The sequence below is a fragment of the Blastopirellula marina DSM 3645 genome, assembly GCF_000153105.1.
Classification (GTDB): Bacteria; Planctomycetota; Planctomycetia; order Pirellulales; family Pirellulaceae; genus Blastopirellula; species Blastopirellula marina.
In genome coordinates this window covers 2,765,200-2,787,542 of record NZ_CH672376.1, presented here as the reverse complement: position 1 = coordinate 2,787,542, position 22,343 = coordinate 2,765,200, and the positions used below count along the sequence as shown (strand labels likewise).

Here is a 22,343-nt window from a genome sequence, read left to right as displayed (position 1 = left end):
TCCTTGGGTTCGATTGCGCCGATTTTTGGACAAATGCGTTGTCCGACCTAATTTTGGGTAGACGTCAATCCACGACGAGCGGGTCGCCATGCGCCGCGACCCACTCACTGGCGTTGCGCCGCTAGGGCAAACCCGAACGAAAAATGAGTAAGACGATGAGCAAGAAGTCGCATATCGCCACGGAACTGATAGCCGCGATCGCCTGCGCGCTGCTGTTCGCGGCGGCGACCGTTACTTGCCTGGTGACCGGAGACCTGGGAATCGGCGGCATGGTCGCTTGCGGGGCCGCCGCGCTGGCCACGATTTGCTGTTTCGCCTTATGGCGAACGGCTCAAGTCAACGAAGATCGCGCCATTTGCCAGTTCCAATTACTCGCTTCCGCCTCGCTCGAACAGTTGGAACACGACGATCTCCAAGCCGCCTGTCCCCAAGCCCGCGAGTTGCGAAAGTGGAAGTCGCCGTTGGAGCAATGCTATCGCCGCATGAAATTGCTGGCCGACGACGCGCGCCAGCTGCAACAGTCGCGCGTACGAAGTGAAGTCAAAGCGCACTTGACCGGGCTACGGCACGAACAGATGCGTGAAATCGTCGACAAGCTGTCAGAGCCGGTCATGATGACCAATCAATACGACGAGATCATCTTCGCCAACGAAGTCGCCCGCGAATTGTTCGGCATTCTCGATCTGGCGGAAAAGACGATGGCCGCAGACGCGATCGCGTCGGAGGGGATCGTCCAATTACTGCAAGAGACGCGTCTGCGGAAGACGCCGACGCAGCGTGTGAGCGAAATCGAGTTGCTTGATTCAGCGGATGACAAGCACTGGTATCGCATCACCGTCAGCACGATCGCGCAGCATCTCGACAACGAAATGGGCGCCGATGAGCCTAACTATGGCGCTGTCGCCGTCTTGCGCGACATTAGCGGGTACAAAGCAATTCAGCGCCGCAACGCCGAGTTTGTTTCGGCCGTCAGTCACGAAATGAAAACTCCCCTGGCCGGCATCAAAGCCTACGTCGAACTGCTGGCCGACGGCGAAGCGGAAGATGAGCAAACGCGTGACGAGTTTTTGCAAGTCATCAACAGCCAGGCCGATCGCCTGCAGCGGCTGATCGACAATCTGCTGAACTTGGCGCGGATCGAAGCCGGCGTGGTCAACGTCAACAAAAAGCCGCGTTCGCTGAACGAATTGCTGGAAGAAGCATTTCGCATCGTCCATCCGACCGCCGAGCAAAAGAACATCACGCTTATTTCCGATCTCAGCCCCATGTATCTGGGGGTACTGGTCGATCGCGACATGATTATGCAAGCGGCGATCAATCTGCTCTCCAACGCGCTGAAGTACACCCCCGATAACGGCAAAGTGACGCTCCGCAGTCGCCTGCAGGATCGTGAAGTGGTGTTTGAAGTGGAAGACACCGGCGTCGGTCTCAGCCCAGAAGATTGCGATCGCGTTTTCGAGAAATTCTATCGCGTGAAGAAAGACCAAAAGATGGCGTCCGGCACCGGGCTCGGTTTGCCGCTAGCCAAACATATTGTCGAAGACGTCCATGGGGGCGAATTGAACGTCACCAGCGAATCAGGCGTCGGCTCGACGTTCCGAATTCGACTTCCTACGGTCCAAGTGGCCGAAACGGTTAACTAGCGTTGGTTCCGACTTGAAGGCAATCAAGATGAACACGTCCCCCAACTATCTCGACGCATTTCCGCAGGCGGTGACCGAATTGAACCAAACGACAACTTCGTCGACCGCCGGCAAACGCATTTTGTTGGTCGATGACGAAATGCACATCCTGCGGGCCGCCGAGTTCAAACTAAAACGAAGTGGTTACGAGATCGAATGCGTGGAAGATGGACAACAAGCCTGGGAAGCGATTCAAGAGCAAATGCCTGACTTGCTGATCACCGACTTTCACATGCCGCGTCTGGATGGACTCGGCCTTTGTCGCCTTGTACGCGAAGACGAAGCGACGCGTCAACTGCCGATCATCATGCTGACCGCCAAGGGGTTCGAAATGACCTCGGACGACAATCTCGAATCGCTCGAAATCGCCGCGATTCTAGCCAAACCGTTCAGTCCCCGCGGTCTCGTCAACTGCGTCGAGGCGGTCTTAACGACCGGCTCGTTTGAACAACCGCCGATCAGTTACCTCCGCTAAACCTGTCCCCGTATAGATTTCCATGAGCTTGCCGACCGAAATTTTTGGAGAAGTCGTCGTGGTCCATACGCCCGAAGAACTGGGCGAAGATCAAGCCGATGCGGTCGAAGCGTTCTTGCTTTCGCGCGAACGTAATCGGGTGATCGTCGACCTCGACGGCACCGAAACGCTCGACAGCGCCGGCTTGACCTGCTTGCTTTCGGCGCAGCAGCGTCTGCGTGAAGCGGGGGGAGAATTAAAGATCACCACCGCCAATCACGTCAATCGCAAGATTTTGGAGATCACCCGATTAGACAAGCGTTTAGAAGTATTTGAAAACATGATCGAAGCCGTCAAGAGCTTCGTCTAATCGTCACCGGAATGAATCCCCCATGAACGCGCCCACGACGAGCGCCCCGATGCGATTAGGTAACGTCCTCACCAAACGAGGGTTCGTTACGATCGAACAGTTGGAAGGCGCGCTCGACTACCAAAAGAACAAAGGGAAGAATAAGCTGCTCGGCGAGATTCTCGTCGAACTCGGCTACTGCTCCGAAGATCAGATCATCGAGTGCTTGGCGGTCGAGTACGGCATCCCCTACGCCAAGCTCGAAGCGCGATTGTACGACCCCAAAGTGATCGGGATCCTGCAGCGCGAGTATATCGAAAAGAACCTTGTTCTCCCCCTCTTTTTGATCGACGACGTTCTGACAATCGCGGTCACCGAGATCTCCAATCTCTTTTTGATCGACGAAATTCAGACGCTCACCGACAAGCAGGTGCAGATCGTCGCGTCGTCTCCGCGCGACGTTCGCCGGATGATTCAAAGCTTGCCAGACTCGAAGGTGTTCGTCATCGACGACATCATTGAGGATAGCGATCAGTCGGAAGTGACGCTGATCGAGGACGCGATTGAAGACATCGGCGATGTCGAAGAAATCGCCGGCCAATCGCCGGTTATCCGTCTGGTGAACTACATCATCTATAACGCGGTCAAAGAGGGCGCAAGCGATATTCATATTGAACCGGCCGAGCGCTGTATGCGCGTCCGTTATCGAATCGACGGCAAGCTGCACAAATCGCTCGAAGTGCCGCAGCATCTGCTGAATGCGGTCAACAGCCGTATCAAGATTATGGCCGGACTCGACATTAGCGAGCGTCGCTTGCCGCAAGATGGTCGCGTGCACGTCATGCTTGACTCGCGCAAGATCGACTTGCGCGTCAGCACCTTCCCCGGCAACCGGGGCGAAAAAACCGTGATTCGCGTGCTCGATACGAAAAAGGTGACGCTGGTGCTGAAGCACCTGGGGTTCGCCGAAGATATTCTCGATCGATTCCTGGCGAACATCCATGCTCCTAACGGAATCGTGCTGGTGACCGGACCGACCGGTAGCGGTAAGTCGACGACGCTTTACGCGGCGCTCAACGAAATCGCCACCATGGAAAACAACATCTGCACCGTCGAAGACCCGATTGAATATCATATTCCGCTGATCAATCAATTTCAGGTGCAAGAGCGGGTCGGACTTACTTTCTCGAAGGCGCTTCGGACGCTGCTCCGCCAAGATCCCGACGTCATCATGGTCGGTGAAGTTCGCGATGAAGAAACGGGACGCACCGCGATTCAAGCGGCCCTGACCGGGCACTTGGTCTTCAGCACGCTCCACACCAACGACGCCGTCTCGGCCGTGACGCGATTGATCAACATGGGCGTCGAGCCGTACTTGATCGGCGCCGCGCTCAACATGGTCTTGGCGCAGCGACTGGTCCGAAGCATCTGTCCGAAATGCAGCGAATCGTACGAGCCGCCGCGCAACTTGCGAAAAACGCTCGACCGGATGGGCTACGAAATCCCCGTCTTCCGCAAAGGCATCGGTTGTCGCTACTGCCGTAACTCGGGCTATAGCGGTCGACTAGGCGTCCACGAAATCTTGACGATCGACGATGAACTGCGTGATGCCGTCGTCGCCGGAGTGCCGATCGGCGAACTGCGGCGCATCGCGATTCGCAGCAAAAACTTGATCACGATGCAGCATGACGGCTTCCGCAAAGTTCGTGAAGGCATCACGACCATTGAAGAAGTGCTGCACGCCACCGGCGACGTTTCGATGTCCGGAACAACCTAACCCTAGTCGCCAAGAGCCCCATCCATGTTGACCTACGCTTACCAAGCTCGCGATTCTCTCGGTCAGGTGCACGAAGGCGCTGTCGACGCCGGCTCGCCCGAAGAAGCGCAGATGCTGCTGCACCGCGACGGGATGCATGTCTTGTCGCTCGAGCAAGAAACGGAAGGAGGCTCGCTCTTTCCGTCTCGAATCAGCAAGTCGGACATCATCTACTTCACCAATCAGTTGGCGGTGATGGTCGATACCGGCATCAACCTCTCCACCGCGATCGAGTCGGTCTCGTCCCAAGAGAAGAACGAAGCGCTCAAAACGCTGCTGGTCGATATCCGCCGCAGCGTCGAGTCAGGCGAAGACTTTTCGGCCGCCTTAGGGAAGTATCCGAAGCATTTCAATAAGACCTATATCTCGCTGGTCAAAGCGAGCGAACAGACCGGCATGTTGGGCGAAATGCTCGAACGTATCGCCGCTTACATGCGCAACGAAGTCGAGATTCGCAATAAGGTCCGCGCAGCGCTGGCCTACCCGGCGGTGATGGTCGTGCTCGCGACTGCGGTCACGATTTTTCTGCTGACCTATGTCCTTCCCAAGTTCACGCCGCTGTTTGAACGCAAAGGCGCGAAGCTGCCGACTCCGACCATCATCATGATGGCCGCTTCCGACATCTTGCTCGACTATTGGTGGGCCTGGCTAGCCGCGATCATTGCCGTTAGCGTTAGTTTTTACTTTTTTCGCAAGACGGAGCGCGGTCGCAAAACGATCGACGGCGTCAAGATTAGCCTGCCGATTCTCGGTCCGCTGCTGCGAAAAATCACGATCGCCCGTAGTCTCAGCACGCTGGGAACGCTGGTTCGCGCCGACGTGCCGGTGCTGATGTCGCTCGAACTGACGGCCGATATCAGCCAAAACTACTATTACGACAAGCTCTGGCGAACCGTGATCGACTCGGTGACTTCTGGAAATCAAATCCACGAAACGCTCGCCAAAAGCAAACTGATTCCGCCGACCGTTGTTCAAATGATTTCGGCCGGGGAAGAAACGGGACGTCTGGAAGAAGTCCTCAATAAGATTAGTCGTCACTACGACCAAGAGGTCGACCTGTCGATCAAAACGGCGACCAGCCTGATCGAACCGTTGATGATCACCGTCATGGGCGCCGTTGTCGGCGGCATCGCGATGGCGCTGTTATTACCCATCTTCTCGCTATCACGGAACGTCTAGCGCAGGCAGATGGCGCCTCCTTGCTAGCGAAAACCGCGACAGCTGCCGGACATGGTTTGCGCAGGCGTCAAAGTTTCTCACTCGCACCGCGCGATCTTTCTTCGCGGCGCTTCCGCGCGTGCACAGCAAGGGCTGCGCTGGCCGATCTTCGGTAGACAGCTTTGAGCCAACCATCGACGAGGAGCATCCCTTGCTAAAGTTACCACTGGGCAACAATATCGTCGAAGAGATCAACGCTCGCCAAGATTACGTCTTAGAAGAGTTGGACGTGCTGAATCGCCGTCTCGAAGACTTGCTCGCGTCCCTCACCGCTCGCCCCACGGCTGAGCCAAGCGTTGTGCCGATCCCGGTCCCGGTCGAAGCAGACCAACGCCGCGCGGCGTAATTCGCCTCTACTCGGGTCGATCCAAGTGCCCTGACTTGTTGATCGCCAACAGCAGGCGCAACGAGATGCCGAAGCTGATGATCAGGCCGGACATGCCCATGATCGAGATATCGCGCATGCCCATGTACGACGTATCGTCCGTATATTGAGTCTGCGCCGGCGGCGTCTGCTCACTGTCGGACGTCTCTTCCAAGGGGCGCACCACCGGCGTTCGGTGATGAAACAGAAGCGGGGGCACTTTCATGCTGAGCATCAGCGCTGAGCCAAGAAAGAGCGAACTCGCGACGATTCCGGTCACCAACCGATTGACGGTCGGCCCCAACATCCGGTGATCCAGATGCACGTCAAAGCGGCCGGTTCGAACCTGCTCGAGCATTTCCGACATGCGCCGCGGCGCGACTTCGGCCAGACGTTCCATCTCGCGATAAAACCGGGTCCACTTCCGCCAGCGCCGTTTGGGCGAAAACCGCTTCATCATGATCCGTCGGCGATGTCTTTGCAGCAGCTGGACCAGGTTAAACTCGGGGTCCAGCAGTCGCCCGGTGCCGTCTAACATCACCATCGTCTTGAGCAACATGGCGACCTGGGGCGGCAACGCGATCTGATAGCTCCGGATGATCCTGAACATGTCGTTGATCACTTCGCCAAAGTTCATCTTCTCGAGCGGACGATGCGCATAGTCGCCGATAAAATCCGAGATTTCGCGACGCAGGCTGTTGTCATCCAGCTCCTTCGGCAACGTTCCCCACCGCATGATGACGCTGCTCAGCATGTCGGCGTCGCCGCTAGTCAGACCAACCAGCAAGTCTTCCATCTCTTCCCGCAGACGATCATCGATCCGGCCCACCATCCCAAAATCAAGCAAGCCGATCACGTCGCCTGGTAAGACCAAGATGTTGCCGGGATGGGGATCGGCATGATAAAAGCCGTGGTCGAAGATCATGCTGACATACAGCTCGGCGCCGCGACGCGCGACCTCGGCGAAGTTGACCTCCATTTCCTCCAGGGCTTCGCGCTGCGACAGCTTGACTCCTTCGATATATTCCATGGTCAGCACGCGGGAGGTGCAATACTCGGAATAAACGGCCGGAATCAAAACCGTTTCGTCGTCGCTAAACTGCGCCGCAAACTGCAACATATTCCGCTCTTCGCGGCCATAGTCCAATTCGCGTCGCAAGGCGCGTTGGAACTCGGCGACGGTGGTCGTCGGGCGATACGGAGCGAACTCGGGCAAGCGTTCGGCTAACGCTGCGAAACCGGCCAAGATGTCGAGATCTTCGTTGACCTTCTTTTCGATGGCCGCGTGCTGCACCTTCACGACGACCGTTTTGCCGTTGAGCAATTCGGCCAGATGGACCTGTCCGATCGAGGCCGAAGCAATCGGCTCGACGTCAAATCGAGCGAAGATCGATTCGATCGGCTGACAAAGTTCGGACTCCAGCGTTTTCTTAACCGCGTCAAACGAATCGGCGGGAACGTCGGCCTGCAGCTTTTTCAGCTCGTCGGCCAATTCGACGCCGACAATATCGGGGCGCGTGCTCAGAATCTGGCCCAGCTTGATGAAAGTCGGCCCCAGATCGGAGATCGCCATCCGAATGCGAGCTTCCCGCGAGTACTTCGAGAGCAGCTCGCCATCGTTCGCCTTCAAGATTCCCTTGGCGAAATCAAGATTCAATTGATGAATCCAATCGGCCAATCCATACCGGCTGAGCACCGTGAATATCTCGGTGCCGCGGTTCATGTTGCGGTAAAGCTGGGGGATGCTGGACAATCGCATGCAGTTTTCGCCTAGGGAAGTTCTTCACTATTCTAGCTTACTTCACCCCTTGAGCAGCCCCCGCTTTGCTTGACCTGCCGCCCCAAATCCCGGAAACTAGACCCTCTTGGTCGTTTTTTCCGCCTACCGAGACCGAAACCATGCCTTCTCGTATCCTACTCAGCTCCCTCCTGACCGCCGCCTGCCTGACGATTCTATTGCCGCGCGCTGTCGCGCATGCCGAAAACTGGCCTGACTGGCGCGGTCCCAACAACGCCGGCATTAGCCACGAAAAGAACCTGCCCACGCAATGGTCGAAAGATCAGAACGTCGCGTGGCGCGTCGAACTGCCCGGCGCCGCCGGCGCTACTCCGGTGATTTGGGACGACCATATCTTCCTGACTTCGGTCGAGGGGGACGACTTGGTGCTGATTTGCCTGGACACTTCCGGCAAACAGCTCTGGAAAAAATCGGTCGGCAGCGGCAATCGCGTCGTGCGAAGTGACGAAGGGAACTCGGCTTCTCCTTCTCCAGTTACTGACGGCAAGCACGTCTGGTGCTTCTTTACGACCGGCGACTTGGCCTGTTTTGACTTTGCCGGCAAGGAGATCTGGAAAACGAACGTCCAGGATCGTTTTGGCAAGTTCGACATTCAGTTTGGGATGACGTCGACCCCGGTGCTGGACAACGGCAAGCTTTACTTGCAATTGATCCATAGCGGCGGCGCCAAAGTGATCGCACTCAATGCCGAGACCGGCGGCGAAGTTTGGCAAGTCAAACGAGAAAGCGACGCTTACGCCGAATGCGAGCATTCGTACGCTTCGCCGATGATCTACGATGACGGGCAACTGAAGTTTCTGCTCACGCACGGCGCTGACTACTCGATCGCCTATGACCTAGAAAGCGGTAAAGAATTGTGGCGCGTCGGCGGTCTGCATCCGCCGGCCGGCTATGACGAGACGCTTCGATTCGTCGCATCGCCGCTGGCTGCGCCCGGCCTAATCGTCGTCCCGTCGGCCAAACGCGGAATCCTGGTCGCGGTCAAACCCGACTCGCAAGGCAATATCACAGACAAAGCCGACAGCTATTTCTGGAAGTTCGACACGACGCCAGACGTCCCTTCGCCGCTAGCAGTGGGTGACTATGTTTACCTCTGCCGCGAAAACGGCAACCTGATTTGCCTGGATCGTAAAACAGGCGAGGAACTGTATGAAGAACGAACCCACCGTGACCGCCATCGCGCTTCGCCCGTTTTTGGCGACGGTAAAATCTATCTCACCAGTCGGGACGGTCAGGTGACGGTGGTCAAACCAGGTCCCAAGTTCGAGATTCTGGCCGAAAACAAGCTTGACGAAGAAATTTCGGCATCGCCAGCGATCTCGGGGGGACGGATTTATCTCCGCACGTTCAAAGCCCTGTGGGCGATTGGTCCTCAGTAGTTCGGCGAAATCCGACCGCAATCCGCTTGGTTTTCTGAAATCCCAACCCGTCCTACGCCGATACGTCGGCTAGGGCGCTGCTTGTTACCTCTTTATCCCGCTATCACTAGCGTCACTTGAGAAGTTGTTATGCCACGCAATTTGGTCTTCTGCGTTTTCCTTGGTCTTGCTTCCTTCGCCCAATTTGCGGCGGCCCAGTCGCCGGTTGTGCCCGGTTCCGGCACGCGGATTTGGTACGACGACTTCGAAAATGAAGAATGGGCGTACATTCCCAACAATCCCAAAGCCAGTCACGAGCAAGACAATCAGACCCGCTTGCCAGGCGGAATGTCGAATAACAAGATGTGGGGCGAAAGTTCCAAGCGTGGTCATCCCGATCACATCGAACGCTTCCATACTCCCCAAGACGGCATCCCAGGCAGCGAAGGCTCGCTGCTGCTAATGACGCTGCAGTCAAACGTCCCCGGCCGGCCAAACGGCAAGCTAGGCCAGGACGATCTGATTTGCCGCATCCCCGGCTCCTATTCCGCCGGCTCGTATCCCAACTGCGTCGTTCGCGTCTATTTGCAACCGTTTGAGAAATGGGAGCAATACACTGCCGCCGCTTCGTTTGGCTTCCGCGCCACCGTAACCGGCAGTCGCCGCAAAGCTGGCGGCGGCGGACTCTTCAGCTCATCCAAGACCGAACGTGAACAAAGCTGGCCCGGCATCTTCATTGAACATCGCGTGACCGAAGAAGGCTCTCGCGCATTCTGGGTCATTCGCGGATCGGAACGCGGCGATTATCGCGGCCCGGAAATTACGGAAACCGGTTGGTACACCATCGGCATGTCATTTACGCCGGATGGGCGTTGCCACTATTACATCTCGGAAGGGGTCGACAACCTAACTCCGCAAGACCTGGTCGGCTCCCACAAACCCTACAATTTCACGGTTGAATCGGTGCAGGGAATGTTTTTTAACATCTTCAACCATGATGACGGCAAGAGCTGGTCGACCCCCTGGATTATCGACGACCCGTCGTTTTACGTCGGTCGGGGGGGTGGACGAAGTCGGTAATAATCGGCAGCTCTCGCCAGATTGCTCTTGCGATCCATTCTTGCTAGCGAATAATTATGTTAGTTAGGCTAACTAATTACTAGCGGGAAATATGGACCCTCTACATTACGATTTTCACGCGAGCATCGGCTATTGGATCGGGCTCACGGCGCATACGATGCAGCAAACGCTTGACGAGCGTTTAGCGCCGTTTGGCATTACGTTCCGCCAGTTTCAGGTTTTGGCCTGGCTGATTCACGATCGCGAACTAACTCAGGCCGACCTTGCGAAGCGGCTGATGATCGAACCGCCGACGCTTGCAGGCATCTTGTGCCGCATGGAGGCGATGGGGTGGATCGTGCGGAAAACGGCAGCCAATGATCGCCGCCGCAAACTGATCACGGTATCTCCCGGCGCCGCGCCGGTCTGGCGACAAGTTGTCGATTGCCTGATCGAGTCGCGTCAGCAAGCGACTGCCGGTATGACCTGCGAAGAGATCGACCAGCTGCAATCGCTGTTGAAGCGAGTTTTAAACAATCTATCCCCCCCTGCGTCCAGCCCCATGCTCTTGATGGACGCCGCTCTCACCCCACAGCAACAGGAATCGTCCTCATGAAACGCCCTTTGTTCTTAAGCGCCCTGTTGGCGATTGCGAGCGTCACAACCGCTCTGGCGCAGCCCGCCGCGCCGGTCGTCATTGCGCCGCTGGAAGAAGCGGAGGTTTCTTCCAGTCAAGCGTTTGTCGCCACCGTGATGCCGCGTCGCGAAGCGGTCATCGGCAGCGCCGTCGCGGGCCGCGTCTCAGAGTTCTACTTTGACGAAGGCGACGCCGTCGAAGCGGGCCAGCCGATCGCTCAAATCTTGACCGAAACGATCAAGTTGCAAATTGCCGCCGCCCAAGCGGAACTCGAGCTTCGCACGGCCGAGCTGGAGGAACTGAAAAACGGCAGCCGTGAAGAAGAACTCGCCCAGTCGAAAGCGGAAATGATGTCGGCCAAAGCGCGGAAGGATTACCTGGTCGCGCGCCGCAATCGCACCGCCGATCTCTACGAAACCCGCCGCGTCAGCTCGAAAGAAGAGTATGACGAAGCGGTCTCGGCCGCCGAAGCCGCCAGCGAAGCGTTCAATGCCGCCGAAGCGGCGCACGGATTGATGGTCAAGGGCCCGCGTATCGAGAAGATCGCTCAAGCCCAGGCTCGCGTTCAAGTGCAAGAGGCCGTCGTCGGCGAGCTCGAAGACAAACTCAAAAAGTACACGATCCGCTCCCGCTTTAACGGCTATATCAGCCGCAAACATACCGATGTCGGATCGTGGGCCGAGCAGGGCGCCGATATGGTTGATGTCGTGGAATTGGACGAAGTCGACATTACAGCGTATGTCGCCGAACACCATGTGCCGTACGTTGTTCTTGGGGCCGAAGTTCGCATCGACGTCTCTGCGATTCCCGATCGAATCTTTACCGGAACCGTCGTCGCGATCGTCCCGCAAGCGGATGTCCGAACGCGCACTTTTCCGGTCAAAGTCCGCGTGACCAACGAAATTCAACACGGCGTGCCGCTGCTGAAAGCCGGCATGTTGGCTCGCGTTCAATTGCCGACCGGCGGAACCAAGCAAGCGCTCCTTTGCCCGAAAGACGCATTGGTGCTCGGCGCCGGTAAAGCGGCCGTCTATATCACCGCTCCCGGCCCTGATAACACGACGATCGTGCAATTGGTTCCGGTCCAACTGGGCGTCACCAGCGGTGATCGGATCGAAATCATCGGGCAAATTCCTCCCGGCAGCCAAGTCGTCACGCGCGGCAATGAACGGCTTCGTCCCGGCCAGGCGATCAACGTGCTCGCTCGCACCGAATCGCTCTCCAGTCCCACCTCCACTAGTCGCGCACCGCGTTAAGGCCCTGTCATGATCGACGCACTCCTCACCAATCCTGTCAAAGTCGCGGTCGGCGTCTTGCTCGTCTCGCTCTTCGGCGTGGTGGCGCTGCTCCGCATGCCGATGCAGCTGACCCCGGAAGTGGATACTCCCACGTTGACCGTCGAAACCAAATGGACCGGCGCCAGCCCTCAAGAGGTCGAACAAGAGATCATCGTTGAGCAGGAAGAGCAACTGAAAAGCGTCGAAGGCATCAGCAAGATGACCTCTGAAAGCGCGGACTCCAAAGGAACGATCACGCTTGAGTTTCTGATCGGCACCAACATGAGCGAAGCCCTGTTGCTGGTTAACAGTCGTCTCGCCCAGGTTCCTGACTACCCCGAAGACGCCGACCAGCCGGTCATCACCACCAGCAACGCGTCCGACAAACCGATCGCCTGGTTCATGCTTAGCGCGCGGATGCCGAGCGAAGCCCGGTATACGAAATTTATTAACGAACATCCCGATCAGGCGGAGGCCTTGAAACAGGCCCGCGCGACCGATAACCCGGCCGTTTTGATGGTTCGTTTGCGGAAGCTCGCGCTGACCAATCCCGAATATGTCAAGCTTCTCCCTCCCCCCATTTTTGATGAACATCAACTGGATGCTTTCGCCCACGCGAACCCTCAGCTTGCGCCCGAACTGACGAAGGCCCGCGACGAAGTCGACAACAACTCTGAGCTCCTCTATCGCTTGCAGCTGCTAGCTCAGGATCACCCCGAATTTGTCGTGCTTTGTTCCCCCAAACAGTTCGACGTGATGAACTATCGCCGCTTCGCCGAGGATGAAATTGAAGCGCGATTCGAACGCGTCTCCGGCGTTTCGCAATCCAACGTCAACGGCGGCCTGGAAGACGAACTGCAAGTGATCGTCGATCCCGAGCTGCTCGCTTCTCGCCAAATCACCATCGCCGACGTGCGCCGTGTTCTAGTCAGCCAAAACCAAGACACGTCGGCCGGCGACTTCTGGGAAGGAAAACGCCGCTACGTCGTGCGCGCCCTTGGTCAGTTTAAATCGCCGGAGCAGGTCGAGTACCAACTGCTCGCCGTTCGCGACGGCGCACCGGTCTTTGTCCGCGATGTGGCCCGCGTCGAACTAGGGCACAAAAAGCCGGACAGCGTCGTTCGCCGCTTTGGCGAATCAAGCATCGCGATCAACTGCATGCGCGAAACCGGCGCCAACGTGCTGGATGTCATGGACGGTTTGCAAGCGACCATGAATATGCTGAACGACGGCGTGCTGAAAGACAACAATCTCGAGTTGACCCAGGTCTATGACGAGACCGATTACATCAAGTCGTCGATCCGATTGGTCCAAGAAAATATCTTTGTCGGCGGCGCCTTGACGATGTGCGTGCTGATGCTCTTTTTGCACTTGGGCGCACGGACGCTGATTTTGATTCCGTTCGCCATGGCTTCGGCGATCGCGTCCGCTTATCTTAGCCCGTGGTGGTTTGTCCTCTGTATGGCGATTTTAATCGGGTCTGGATTCTGGTTCGCTCGCGGAGCCTTAGTCGTAGCGCTGGCGATTCCGATTAGTATCGTCGGCACGTTTTTGATTCTGGGCGCCTTAGGGCGATCGCTGAATGTGATCAGTCTCGCCGGCATGGCGTTCGCCGTCGGCATGTTGGTCGACAATGCGGTCGTCGTCCTCGAAAATATTTACACCTATTACTCGAAGGGCTATTCGCCGTTGGCGGCGGCCGCTCGGGGTACGTCGGAAGTGTGGGGCGCCGTGTTCGCTTCGACCGCGACGACCGTCGCCGTGTTTCTGCCGGTCGTCTTCGTCCAGGAAGAAGCGGGGCAATTGTTCGCGGACATCGCGCTGGCGATCAGCGCCGCGGTCGCTTTATCGCTGGTCGTATCGATCACCGTCATTCCGGTCGCCGCATCGCGTCTGTTCAGTAAAGAAGACGATAAGAATCACGACTCCAACAAACAGATCAGCGACCCGCGAAACGCACCGTCCGAGATCGCCGCCGACGGTCATCGGATGGGAACCGTCGAAAGTACGATTTCGCATGCTGGTCAGCGAATGGTCAACGGCATCGTCGGGCTCAATCGTTGGTTTCAGCATGGCGTCATCCGCCGTCTGGTTTTGATCTCGGCCATTACCGCGGGCGCGATCTTCCTTTGCTGGGCGTTCTGGCCCAAGGTCGAATATTTGCCCAACGGCAATCGCAACCTGGTCTTCGGCGTGTTGTTGCCGCCGCCGGGCTACAATCTCGATCAGCTGATGGAACTGGGTGAAGTTGTCGAGGCCGACCTGAAACCGTACTGGGACGTCAATCCGACCGATCCCGATTTCAACCAAGGCGAGTTTCCAGCGATCCGCGACTTCTTTTTCGTCGCGCGGGGTCGCCAGGTCTTCATGGGCTTGAAATCGTACGACGAGCAACGGGTCGCCGACTTGATCCCGCTGATTCAAAAAGTGAGCGGCAAATTGCCGGGTACTTTCGCGGTCGCATCGCAGTCCAGCTTGTTTGAACGAGGGCTGACCGGCGGACGAAAAATTGAAATCGAAATCACCGGTCCCGAACTGCCGAAACTGGTTACGCTGGGCGGAAACATCTTGCGACAATCGGTCCAACTGATTCCCAATTCGCAAATTCGCCCGGTCCCGAGTCTCGATCTTTCCAGCCCCGAAGTCCATGTGACTCCACGCTGGGTTCAAGCGGCTGACATCGGCCTTTCCAGTACCGACATGGGCTACGCGGTCAACGCACTGGTCGACGGCGCCTATGCCGGCGACTACTTCCTGGAAGGGAAGAAGATCGATGTCACCATCAAAGGCGAAACGCGATTCGCCGACGCGACACAAAAGATCGAAGCGTTGCCGGTCGCGACTCCGCAAGGCTCGATCGTGCCGCTGGGGGCGATCGCCAATATTGAAATCAACAGCGGCCCCGAGCAAGTCAATCATCGCGAACGTCTCCGGTCAATCATCATCGAAGTGACTCCGCCGCCGACCGTTCCGCTGGAAGAGGCGATGGATCTGATCACGTCGGATATCATCAAACCGCTGGAAGCCAGCGGCGAGTTGGGCCAAGAGTATCGCATCAATCTGGCCGGCACCGCCGACAAGTTAGGCAAGACTTGGACCTCGCTCCGTTTCAATCTGATGCTGGCGCTGCTCATCACCTACCTGTTGATGGCGGCCTTATTTGAATCATGGCTCTACCCGTTCGTGATCATCTTCAGCGTGCCGCTCGGCGCCGCAGGCGGGATCTTGGGACTGAGTCTGCTGAACCTCTTCGTGCTGCAGTCGCTCGACGTGCTCACGATGCTCGGCTTCGTGATTTTGATCGGCACCGTGGTGAACAACCCCATTTTGATCGTGCATCAGGCGCTCAACCACATGCGTGAAGACGGCTTGAAACTGGACGAAGCGGTGCTGGAAAGCGTCGGCTCTCGTATTCGCCCGATCTTTATGACCACCACAACCACCGTCTTAGGACTGATGCCGCTGGTGATGTTCCCCGGCTCCGGCAGCGAACTGTATCGCGGCCTCGGCAGCGTCGTGTTGGGCGGTTTGATTCTGTCGACGATCTTTACGCTGGTGCTGGTCCCTAGCTTGTTCAGCTTGACGGTGGAAACGTACGAAGCGCTGGTCCGGATGATCTGGGGCAAAACCGCAAAGCTCGAAACGCCGCGCGTCACCCGCGCCTTGCCGGCCACGTCGCACGAATCGACGGAAGAAACCGTCCATGACTTTGTCCTAACCGATCAAGGAACCAATGGAGGCAACGGCTCGCATGGGAAAAATGGCGCCAACGGCACGAGCCCAACCGAGTCGGAGAAGACAAAATACGGCATCTAGCAATCTCTCCCAAAATTTCCCCCACGCACTCCCGGGCCAGTTCTCACCAACTGGCCCTTTTTTTGTCCGTTAGGTGGGACTGGACCGGATCGCCCCGTTTTCTCGTTCGAAAGCTGGGACTGGACTGGACCGCCGCGTTTTCTCGTTTGAAAGCTGGGACTGGATCGGATCGCTCCGTTTTCTCGTTCGAAAGCTGGGACTGGATCGGATCGCTCTGTTTTCCCGTTCGAAAGGCGGGACTGGACTGGATCGCTCCGTTTTCTCGTTCGAAAGGTGGGACTGGACCGGATCGCTCCGTTTTCCCGTTCGAAAGGTTGGACCGGACTGGATCGCCCCGTTTTCCCGTTTGAAAGATGGGACTGGACTGGACCGCTGCGAGTTTTTTGGAGTCCAACGATCCCCGCATTCGACATTCCCCCAACATTGGACCGGACTGCACCTGTTTTTTTGAGTTAGCCCCATCGTTCCCCCAAACGCCGCGCGATCCGCTTCCCAAGTGCGCGCAGCAAACAACGCCGCCAACCTTTCTCGAAGTTGGCGATTCAAACCACAGCACGGCGTTTCCGCCGATGGAAGCGGGTTGCTCTGCGCATGAAAAGATGTGAATAAAGTATAACGAAATCCTCCGTAAACTGCAATTCTGAAACAAGACTTTACTGCACCACGGGAAGTCCCCGTCAGCTGCGTGGAGACGCCTTCGCAAAAGTGAAGTAGGGACCTATGCATCGTTGCACATAGAGGCCGATGGACTCGCGGCGCGCAAAACGGAATGCCCGATTGTGACCAAGGTCGGTTCGTCCTGGGTCAAAATGACGCATTGTGCGGGGCACTTGCAATGGTTGCAACATTGGTCCCGGAGTCGATCTCGATAAAATAGCTGGAGTCAGTTCAGTCGCCCCCACTTCGATCAGTGCGACCGAAGTATTTATTGCGATTGATTCAAGATCGTCGTGCGACCGGTCCACCAAGAACGTCAAGTCCAAGACCCGGCCAACTTTATTCTTCAGAATTCTGATTCTTCTTTCTTTGTTGTCGTCGTCGGCGGCGTGGCGTGCGACGACCTTCGGGGTTGACCTCGTCCACCGCGTCAACGTCTTTCAGCGCATTGTTTGCTTCGTCAAGACCTGCGCAAAGAAGCGTCTCGAAAAGGTCTAGCCCCGCTGATCTTGTGTCCTCGAAACGCTGGAGAGTCATTGCGATATCGACCAAATAGGGCCCGACTTCATGTGCATTGAATTCCCGACGCCGAAGTTCGTCAAATCGCTTTTCTACCAAACGCTGAGCAAAGGCCAAAATCTCAGGTCGCAAATGCGGAAGAATATCGGTTAACCGACATAGCACCTCTTCTGCCAATGCTCCGCTAACCGCTTCAATCTTCTCTGTTAACTTTCGCAAGATACCAGAGGTTTGCTCATCGGCCGGCAACGCAATCTCACTCCAAAATAACTGTCGAATGGCATTTGTCGCGCCTGCATCTCCATAGCCAACCACCTGAGCGATGATTCTTGAACACTCGCGTGGCTTATTAAGGTCATTCCATAGATTCGATGCAGCGTGGGCGACGCCTACCAAAAAGGCCGGATGGGGAGCATTATTCGCGTCGTTCGGAAAAACATGACTATTTAGTAACGGCATTCCCCATTCCGACGTTTCATCCAACAAAGCACAAAGCGTTATGAGTTCGCCACCCGCTTGTTGGTCGAATTCATCCTCGGACTCGGTAAGGCGCTCAAAAATCACCTTTTGGAAATTGAGGTCGAGAAATGTAACGAGCATTGCGAGTAACCTGCAACCAAACGTTTCAGATGCAAGTTGCGGGAATTTTGTAAACAATTTAGCGATCATGCCCTTTCCCATTCCCTCCGAACAGTAGGATCTTCGCACATAACGCAGGCTGTTACAAAACATTCGCCACGTCTTGTACGAGACCTCGTTATCGAGATGCGAAGAAAGCAAGGCAATCCACCTGTCACCCTGAGGATTGTTCTTGCTGAGCAGACTCTGAGTCAGAGCGATGAGCGTATAGTAAGAATTATCGGTATCGACGATTACCGCGCCCAGATTCGCCCAGAGAAAGCTCTGCTCAGGACTCCACTCTTTCTTGTCGTCTTCGACAACGACTGAACGAGTGGTATCCCAAGGTTTCGCGAGCCATGTTTCCAAGAGAGCGATGACTTCTTCGGGCAGGCCATCATCATTGCAATGTGAGCGAAATAGATCAGACGCGGCAGATCGAAACGCCTCGCTTTCGGCGCACGCATCACTGATTTCCTTAGCGAGTGAGAAAACGAGATCACGATCCTCGCATGCTGAAAACCCTCGCAAGGTACGATCGATATTCGTCGTCAGACCTTTCGAGACCAGCAACCGGATGATCTCTGCCGCTCTCGACGGATTAGTTTCCGCTAGTGTTGAAAGCTCGTCTGCAGCAGCCTCGCTTCCGCCTTCCTCTTCAAATCCACCATCAACAGGAATCCACTCTCCATTGCCGGTTTTTGGCTTTGAAAATGCGTCAAGGAGTTGATCTTCCGATGCTGTAGCCATTTTCGTGTGGTTCATAGGCGGAATCGTCGTCACGCGCCCCCAATGCGTGCTTTTGCGTTCTCGGCCCCAATTCTCCAATTCCGTTTTTTCTTGTTCAATCAACTCAGCCACAGTTTCCGAACGGTACTTCTCAGGAATTGCTATGAGTAAATAGAGTCGCGCCTCTCGGTCCCATTCAAGCTGTGATTCGCAAAGCTCAACTTCTGGTTTGTATTGGCTCCATTGCATTATTTTCTCGACGAGACGTTCCTGTTGTCCCTCTTTGAGATAAGGAAATAGGCCGTTGATTAACTTCACTGATTGCGAGCCCTGGCATTCGTTATCCTGTCCAACCGTAAATCGACGATCGTCGCCCATAAGGTACTCAAATACCTCTTCGGTACACGCATCAACAGCATTGATCAGTCCGTCAATGAATATTCGATGCACGATGGCGTTCTCCGATTGCCAGTATTTCCTGAACAAGCTAACAAACGTCTCAGGATTCTCTTTTGAGACAATTTCGACGCATTTGCAAATCGCCGTCAGGATCGACGCTTCAGCAGGATATTCCTGTTCATCCAGCGCCCAGCAACTACCAACATAATGTGCGCGTGACGAACCTTGGTATCCGCCATGAAACTCATTCGCTGACGCAACGAGCCAAGGGGTTATCTCACTCAAGAAAACAACCGGTGCAATCTTCGCGATTTCTTCCAGGTCATACCATCGATCCCGTGATTCCAACGGACTGTTGTAACGGCCTTTCGAATCCGGTTGCACGTTGGTCGGGGTAGAAATAATTCGCGCAGCGAGTCGTGCTGCATCTTCGGGTGCATCAATAGACATTACTCCAACGATGATCTCAATCTGAAAATTGCGACCATTGCTTTGCTTGATTCTCGTTGCTATTCGCTCAATCAGCCAAACGACATCCGGAATCCATCTACCACAATGTTCCATCACTTGTAGCGTCATCCCATCAAATTCTTGGTGTCTCGCCCAGTGTTTCTTGACCAAACTGAACGCAACTTCCCAGTCAAATGTCCATGCGTTCCTAAGCACGTTAATCATTGGCCACTGCTCAAGATCCGGGTTGCTCATGATGCTGGGCAAATGAGAATGTTTGAGCGCCTCAAACCAAGCCGGACTGTTGTTTATCCCGACGAGAATCCTTAACCTAAGTCCATCGTCTCGAAGTGAGTTTCCAATGATGGCGATTTCGTGCTCTGTCGGGCTAGGCTGACGACAAATAAAATCGACAAGTAAAAACTTCACATGAGGACGGGGTTCATGCTTCAGGATTGCATCGACCTCAGTCGAGTATCTCTCTTTGGCGATGTCTCTTAAATAGGTGAGCACGGCCCAGATCGTTGGACGCTTAAATATCGTGTCTTGGTGCTTCAGCACAAATTCGGAAAGCGAAACACTTAATTCGGCAAACAGCCGCGCCACCGCGTATTCTTGAATGGTTTGGTGGGAGAATCTTAGTTGGTTGTTCTCACGCTCCAGAAGACCTGCGGAACACATTTTAGTTACAACGGTCTCATCAATTTCAATCGAGGCCATCGGGACCCAAATTGACTCGGTATCAACCAATCTCTTCGTCAATTGGTTAATAAATGCCATTTCGTCTGCTGACCTTACGGTGGCGTCCCAAAACGCACTCAGCATCTCAGAGTAAGTTTCAAATGCTCGCGTTCCGGAATGAGTTTTCAGCCGGAGAAACATCGACAAGTGCTGTGGCGTGCGTAGCAACTCTTTTAACTTTGGTTGGATTTGCTCCGCGTCAATTCCTGCATCACGCAGCTTTTCGCTGGCTTGCTCCCACGTCGGTAGCTCAAGCAAGTAGGTTCGCGGATTCATCCGTCGGAATCGTGGATCGTACGAAAAATCAAAATTCCTGCAGGAACTGATGACGTGGACATTCGGCAGTCTGCTGCATCTCGCGATAAAAACAAGTAATTCGTTTAATCTGGACGACGTTAGGTCCACTGTATTTGCCAACGCGTCAAGCTGGTCCACCAGCACTACAACGGGCTCTCGCGCAGAAACCGTTTGCACCAATTCGTGGAAAGTCAGGTCGCTACCTAATTCCTCACGCGCCCATTCGTCTAGTGACTTGTTGTGCGGAAACAAATCAGCCTTGATTGCAAGAATGGCAAATCCTTGAGTAATGAATTTACTTCCGATGCGCGCCAATAGACACGTCTTGCCGCTGCCGGGACTTCCGAGCAATAGTGACACGGTCTGTTCCGAATAGAGCTCACTAAGGGCATCTTCAACACTAAAATGGATTCGTTCCTCATCGGTTAGCTCATATCGCAAAAGCCAATCCGAAACGCGAAACATCGTGGCACGTAAGTCCGCTACGTTCGGTGTGGTATCGGATGCGACCCTATCTGTCCGTTTAGATTCTGGCGGCTCCCTTGGTGACAAAGTGGGCCCCCAAACGGCAACCGGGAGATTCTTAACAGCCGCAACGAAGAAAGCCGCTGCTGTGTTACAAGCAAAATCGGTCCATTCTGGTCCGCGTTTGAATCCGACGACGTCGCTGATGCCTCTTATGCAGAGCAACGGAATGTGGCGGTCATGACAGACGAAATAGACACCGCCAGCCTCCATTTCAACAAGCTCGATGTGCCGAGCCACCTTTTTGAACTGAGAAACAAGCGACGCATCCTTGATCAACGTGTTGGATGTTGCCAAACAACCGTCATGGTACTTTGGCTTCCTGATCGTCTCGAAGTGGCGACGTAACGACTTAAGGATCGTAACTTGATGTTCTTCTCCGCCATAGATGCGAGAGTCGGACGCCGATTGCGGTATCTCCAGCATAGGTCTTGCGGAACCCAGCTGGCCTTCAGTATTCCAGTCCCCCAGCGTGTTTTCCTGACTTGGAATCCAACTCAGTAGGTTTTGCACGTCCCGGTGAACTGGTCCGCCTCCAGTAGCGTATTCGGTCGTCCCACCATCATTGGCGGCTTGGACTGCAAAGTCGACAATACGAGAGGCCAATATGACATCACCCAAGGAAAAATCGTCATTTGGAAACGCGCCAGCGATTCCTATTAGCACGAACCACTTCGGCTCAAGGTCCAGAACCATATTGTTGGCGACCTGTTGTGCTGGTCCATGTCCTTGGCCTTGCGTTCTCGCGATCGCAACGCTAACAAACTCGTTATTAGCGGTTTCAACGTCTGCGTATTCATATAGCCAATTACCTCCCATCACCGCCTTCCGGTTCGGTATCCGATCCAAGACTGCTTTGTACTCGTCCGGCCTGATCGTGATGATTGCGAAGTCGACTTTTCCTTTTAGGGTTTTGACGTTGATAGTGTCTGACATATTTCAACAATTTGTGATGGCTTAGGCTTGTACCAAACGCTCGTGCATTATATGGGCTATCGCAGGTCAATACTTTATTGTAGGGACCGTTTGATCGCAGTGTTCCCAGAACAGAAATCGAAATTCTAACGGAATAACAAGGCAATTGTTAGCAACTCGACTCGCTTTAGTAGCGATACGCCGATGTGGTCGCTTTGCAGAATCAGTTCGGCGACGCCAACGCCCTGGCACTACGATTTACGCCGCATTGGTCTCAAAGTGCATCAGGATGGCGTGTCCTGAGCAAACATTCGATTTGCCCCCAAGTTGCAGCGGCCCGAAACACCGATGCAAGCTTTTACTTAGAATCGTTTCGTAGGGTGCGTTAATATCAAAACACCCCTGAAGCCTGCTCCATCCATCGCCAGCCAATCCCGCGCCGCAACGCAAGGGATCCGGCGTTCGCCGACAATTCGCAGTTATTACGAACGAATTCAAAACAACAAGAGCGATCGCAATCGGCTGGCGATCGTCGCGACGGCTGATGCTTCCGCTAGAAAAAGTAAGGTGCGCGAACTGGCTAGGCCAACCGGTTGAATTGCTTGCCGCTACCACTTCACCGCAAACGTCTGCTGATGATTTTGGTGGCTCTTGTCGTACGATTG

14 protein-coding genes are annotated in these 22,343 nt (G+C 55.3%); 11 read left to right on the top strand and 3 right to left on the bottom strand.

The window, feature by feature from the left end:
• Window positions 1-155: 155 nt before the first annotated feature.
• The 6 genes from DSM3645_RS28265 (at window position 156) to DSM3645_RS13235 (ending at window position 5,865) form a co-directional block, all read left to right on the top strand.
• A complete protein-coding gene (locus DSM3645_RS28265; protein WP_050769374.1) occupies window positions 156-1,643 on the top strand; it encodes a sensor histidine kinase in 1,488 nt (495 codons plus the stop codon).
• Window positions 1,644-1,671: 28 nt separating this feature from the next.
• Complete coding sequence (locus DSM3645_RS13255; protein ID WP_116344403.1) at window positions 1,672-2,157, top strand: response regulator; 486 nt, start codon at window positions 1,672-1,674, stop codon at window positions 2,155-2,157.
• A 22-nt stretch (window positions 2,158-2,179) separates the two neighbouring features.
• Complete coding sequence (locus DSM3645_RS13250; RefSeq protein WP_002652703.1) at window positions 2,180-2,506, top strand: STAS domain-containing protein; 327 nt, start codon at window positions 2,180-2,182, stop codon at window positions 2,504-2,506.
• A 49-nt stretch (window positions 2,507-2,555) separates the two neighbouring features.
• Window positions 2,556-4,262, top strand: coding sequence for a GspE/PulE family protein (locus DSM3645_RS13245; RefSeq protein ID WP_040352535.1), 1,707 nt, complete (start codon window positions 2,556-2,558; stop codon window positions 4,260-4,262).
• A gap of 24 nt (window positions 4,263-4,286) precedes the next feature.
• On the top strand, window positions 4,287-5,480 hold the full coding sequence (locus DSM3645_RS13240) for a type II secretion system F family protein (RefSeq protein ID WP_002652701.1): 1,194 nt from the start codon (window positions 4,287-4,289) through the stop codon (window positions 5,478-5,480).
• Between the two features lie 190 nt (window positions 5,481-5,670).
• Window positions 5,671-5,865 (top strand): hypothetical protein, encoded by a 195-nt coding sequence (locus DSM3645_RS13235; RefSeq protein WP_131282540.1) that lies wholly within the window; start codon window positions 5,671-5,673, stop codon window positions 5,863-5,865.
• 7 nt (window positions 5,866-5,872) lie between these two features.
• On the opposite strand, the gene DSM3645_RS13230 is transcribed toward DSM3645_RS13235, so the two are convergent.
• Complete coding sequence (locus tag DSM3645_RS13230; protein ID WP_040351823.1) at window positions 5,873-7,642, bottom strand: ABC1 kinase family protein; 1,770 nt, start codon at window positions 7,640-7,642, stop codon at window positions 5,873-5,875.
• 140 nt (window positions 7,643-7,782) lie between these two features.
• Here DSM3645_RS13230 and DSM3645_RS13225 point away from each other — a divergent pair, with 140 nt between their 5' ends.
• The 5 genes from DSM3645_RS13225 to DSM3645_RS13205 all read left to right on the top strand — a co-directional run bounded on the left by DSM3645_RS13225 (window position 7,783) and on the right by DSM3645_RS13205 (window position 15,828).
• Window positions 7,783-9,060: an outer membrane protein assembly factor BamB family protein gene (locus DSM3645_RS13225; RefSeq protein WP_002652698.1), complete on the top strand. Its 1,278-nt coding sequence runs from the start codon at window positions 7,783-7,785 to the stop codon at window positions 9,058-9,060.
• A 129-nt stretch (window positions 9,061-9,189) separates the two neighbouring features.
• Window positions 9,190-10,119, top strand: coding sequence for a hypothetical protein (locus DSM3645_RS13220; RefSeq protein ID WP_002652697.1), 930 nt, complete (start codon window positions 9,190-9,192; stop codon window positions 10,117-10,119).
• 91 nt (window positions 10,120-10,210) lie between these two features.
• Complete coding sequence (locus DSM3645_RS13215; protein ID WP_002652696.1) at window positions 10,211-10,714, top strand: MarR family winged helix-turn-helix transcriptional regulator; 504 nt, start codon at window positions 10,211-10,213, stop codon at window positions 10,712-10,714.
• Window positions 10,711-11,991 (top strand): efflux RND transporter periplasmic adaptor subunit, encoded by a 1,281-nt coding sequence (locus DSM3645_RS13210; RefSeq protein ID WP_002652695.1) that lies wholly within the window; start codon window positions 10,711-10,713, stop codon window positions 11,989-11,991. The genes DSM3645_RS13215 and DSM3645_RS13210 overlap by 4 nt, the downstream gene beginning before the upstream one ends.
• Window positions 11,992-12,000: 9 nt before the next feature.
• Entirely contained in the window at window positions 12,001-15,828 is a 3,828-nt protein-coding gene (locus tag DSM3645_RS13205; protein ID WP_002652694.1) for an efflux RND transporter permease subunit, read from the top strand.
• A 996-nt stretch (window positions 15,829-16,824) separates the two neighbouring features.
• Here the strand turns inward: DSM3645_RS13205 and DSM3645_RS13195 are convergent.
• Both DSM3645_RS13195 and DSM3645_RS31340 read right to left on the bottom strand, forming a co-directional pair.
• Window positions 16,825-21,699, bottom strand: coding sequence for a phosphorylase family protein (locus DSM3645_RS13195; protein ID WP_002652692.1), 4,875 nt, complete (start codon window positions 21,697-21,699; stop codon window positions 16,825-16,827).
• A 237-nt stretch (window positions 21,700-21,936) separates the two neighbouring features.
• A partial coding sequence (locus tag DSM3645_RS31340; protein WP_237564812.1) for a hypothetical protein occupies window positions 21,937-22,343 on the bottom strand: 407 nt, incomplete at its 5' end.

Coding starts and splice junctions, on each gene's coding strand:
- DSM3645_RS13225 (WP_002652698.1), top strand. CDS start 7,783: ATGCCTTCTCGTATCCTACTCAGCTCCCTCCTGACCGCCGCCTGCCTG.
- DSM3645_RS28265 (WP_050769374.1), top strand. CDS start 156: ATGAGCAAGAAGTCGCATATCGCCACGGAACTGATAGCCGCGATCGCC.
- DSM3645_RS13230 (WP_040351823.1), bottom strand. CDS start 7,642: ATGCGATTGTCCAGCATCCCCCAGCTTTACCGCAACATGAACCGCGGC.
- DSM3645_RS13215 (WP_002652696.1), top strand. CDS start 10,211: ATGGACCCTCTACATTACGATTTTCACGCGAGCATCGGCTATTGGATC.
- DSM3645_RS13250 (WP_002652703.1), top strand. CDS start 2,180: ATGAGCTTGCCGACCGAAATTTTTGGAGAAGTCGTCGTGGTCCATACG.
- DSM3645_RS13240 (WP_002652701.1), top strand. CDS start 4,287: ATGTTGACCTACGCTTACCAAGCTCGCGATTCTCTCGGTCAGGTGCAC.
- DSM3645_RS13220 (WP_002652697.1), top strand. CDS start 9,190: ATGCCACGCAATTTGGTCTTCTGCGTTTTCCTTGGTCTTGCTTCCTTC.
- DSM3645_RS13245 (WP_040352535.1), top strand. CDS start 2,556: ATGCGATTAGGTAACGTCCTCACCAAACGAGGGTTCGTTACGATCGAA.
- DSM3645_RS13255 (WP_116344403.1), top strand. CDS start 1,672: ATGAACACGTCCCCCAACTATCTCGACGCATTTCCGCAGGCGGTGACC.
- DSM3645_RS13210 (WP_002652695.1), top strand. CDS start 10,711: ATGAAACGCCCTTTGTTCTTAAGCGCCCTGTTGGCGATTGCGAGCGTC.
- DSM3645_RS13205 (WP_002652694.1), top strand. CDS start 12,001: ATGATCGACGCACTCCTCACCAATCCTGTCAAAGTCGCGGTCGGCGTC.
- DSM3645_RS13195 (WP_002652692.1), bottom strand. CDS start 21,699: ATGTCAGACACTATCAACGTCAAAACCCTAAAAGGAAAAGTCGACTTC.